The 2557-nt window shown below is 77.2% G+C and carries 2 protein-coding genes and 1 pseudogene; all 3 read right to left on the reverse strand.

The genetic code is table 11. The annotated features are described in order from the left end of the window. The coding region (locus EEJ42_RS32415; protein WP_148082100.1) for a glycosyltransferase at positions 1-783 on the reverse strand (783 nt) is incomplete at its 3' end. Then, positions 780-1922 carry a glycosyltransferase family 4 protein gene (locus EEJ42_RS32420; RefSeq protein ID WP_123105499.1) on the reverse strand — a complete coding sequence of 381 codons (1143 nt, stop codon included), beginning with the start codon at positions 1920-1922 and terminating at the stop codon, positions 780-782. The genes EEJ42_RS32415 and EEJ42_RS32420, both read right to left, overlap by 4 nt. Before the next feature lie 202 nt (positions 1923-2124). Beyond that, positions 2125-2557: pseudogene (locus tag EEJ42_RS32425) on the reverse strand (HEAT repeat domain-containing protein); the annotation flags it as partial.

The following is a 2557-nucleotide window of genomic DNA, read 5'->3' on the forward strand; positions in this document are numbered from 1 at the left end:
AAGGTCCTCCGCGCGGGCGCGGGCCTCCAGCCGGGCGCGCAGCGGGCCGTCACCCGCGACGACGAGCGCCGCCGGGACGCCGCGCCGCCGCAGTTCGGCGAGCGTGTCGAGCGCGCGGCCCGGCCGCTTCTCGGGCGACAGGCGTGAGCACATGGCGAGCAGGACCGAGGCCCCGCCGCGGTGGTGCTCGCGCAGGGCACCGTCGTAATGGGACGGGTGGAAGCGGCCGAGGTCGACGCCCAGGGGGGCGCGTACGACATTGCGTGCGCCGATGCGTACGAACTCGCGCTCGGCCCACTCCGTCGTGCAGACGATCCGCGCATACGCCCGCGCGGTGCGGCGGTTCAGCCGGTCGGCCGCGCCCCGGGCAGCCGCCTCGGGCACGCCCCAGGTGCGCAGCACGGCGTCGGCGCTCTCGTGGGAGACCATCACGGCGGGCACGCGGGCGCGCCGCGCCCACTCCCCCGTCCAGCGCAGGGTGGTGCGGTCGGAGACCTCCAGCCGGTCGGGCGCGAGCCCGTCGAGCAGCCGGGCGAGCCGCCGCCGGTCGGTCAGGACCCGGTAGCCGCCGGTGCCGGGCACGGCGGGGCCGGGGAGGGTGATCACCCGGCCCTGGCGGGTGTGCTCGTCCGCGTCGCGTTCCCCCGGCACGATCAGGACGGACTCGTGCCCGGCCGCCTGGTAGCCCGCGCCCAGCTCGCGCAGCGCGGTGCGCAGGCCGCCGGAGGAGGGGGTGACGAAGTTGGCGAGCCGGACGATCCGGAGGGACGGTGCGTCGCTCATGCCGCCACCGCCGTACGGGCCATCAGCACCTCGGCGTAGTGGTCGATCAGCTGGTCGACGATCGCCTCCCAGGTGCGGCCCTCGACCGCCTCCCGGCCCGCCTGCCCGAGCGCGGCGCGCGTCCGGGGGTGGGCGGCGAGGAGCGAGACGGCGTCGCGCACCTCGTCCGTGTCGCCGGGCGGCACCAGCAGGCCGGTGCGGCCGTGGTCGACCAGGTCGAGCGGGCCGCCCGCGGCGGGCGCGACCACCGGCACGCCGCTGGCCTGCGCCTCCTGCACGGTCTGGCAGAAGGTCTCCTGCGGGCCGGTGTGCGCGAAGACGTCCAGCGAGGCGAAGATGCGGGCCAGCTCGGTGCCGGTCCGGCGGCCGAGGAAGCGGGCGCCGGGCATGGCGGCGCGCAGCGCGGGCTCGCTCGGCCCGTCGCCGACCACGACCACCCGGACGCCGGGCAGCGAACACAGCGGGGCCAGCAGCTCGACGTTCTTCTCGGGCGCCAGGCGGCCGACGTAGCCGACGATCAGCTCGCCGCCGGGGGCCAGGGAGCGGCGCAGCTCCGGGTCGCGGCGCGAGGGGTGGAAGCGCTCGGTGTCGACGCCGCGCGGCCACAGCGCGATCCGCGGCACCCCGTGCTCGTCGAGGTCGCGGGCGGCGGCGGTGGACGGGGCGAGGGTGCGGTCGGCGGCGGTGTGCACGGCCCGTATTCGGCGCCAGGCCGCGTTCTCGCCCGCGCCGAGGTACGTACGGGCGTAGCCGCCCAGGTCGGTCTGGTAGACGGCGACGGCGGGGATCCGCAGCCGCAGCGCGGCCGTCATCCCGCGCGCGCCGAGCACGAAGGGGCTGGCCAGGTGGACGAGGTCGCTGCGGTGCGAGGTGATCGCGGCGGCGAGCCGGCGGCTGGGCAGCGCGACGCGCACCTGCGGATAGCCGGGCAGGGGCAGGGAGGGGATCCGGACGACGGGAAACGGATGCGCCCCGTCGGCGTCCCCGCCCCCGTCGGGCGGCCCGTCGTGCGGGCCCGCGGGGGCGATGACGAGGGGGTGGTGACCGCGCCGGTGGAGATGCTGGGCGGTCTGGAGCGTGCAATGAGCGACGCCGTTGATGTCGGGCGGGAAGGATTCGGTCACGATGGCGACTCGCATACCGGTGTTGTCGGCGTACGAAGGGTGGCCCCGGCATCGTGCACCTTGCGAGCCGTGAAACGTCCCGTGAGCGTTGGCCCCCGCGCCCGCCGAAGCCGGATGAACCCCCCGAAACCCGGCACGAACCCCCGGGTTTACGGACGACCACCTGGCGTAAACCCATCGCTCCCCGCCCCGCCCCGCCCCTGCGGGCGGGCCGGGGTCAGACGCCGGCGGCGTCGGGGCCGATGCGGCTGCGGACCGCGGTCTGGACCTCGGCTTCCTCGGCCGGGTCGGCGGCCAGTCTGCGGAGTTGTTCCACGACGCGGGCGTCACCGGTGGCGGCGTGGTGGGCGGCGAGTTCGCGGGTGGTCTCCTCGCAGTCCCAGAGGCATTCGACCGCGAAGCCCGCGGCGAACGTGGGGTCGGTGGCGGCCAGGGCGCGGGCGGCGCGGCCGCGGAGGTGGGAGGAGGCGGTTTCGCGGTAGATGTGGCGCAGGACGGGGGCGGCGCAGGTGATCGCGAGGCGGCCGGCGCCGTCGACGAGCGTCCACAGCGCCTGGCCGTGCGGGCCCTCGGCCCGCACGGTGCGGCGGAGGGCGGCGAGGACGAGCCCCGCGTCGTACTGCCCGCCGCGGGCGGCGAGCATGGCGGCG

The organism is Streptomyces botrytidirepellens (assembly GCF_003721215.1).
GTDB classification, from domain to species: domain Bacteria; phylum Actinomycetota; class Actinomycetes; order Streptomycetales; family Streptomycetaceae; genus Streptomyces; species Streptomyces himastatinicus.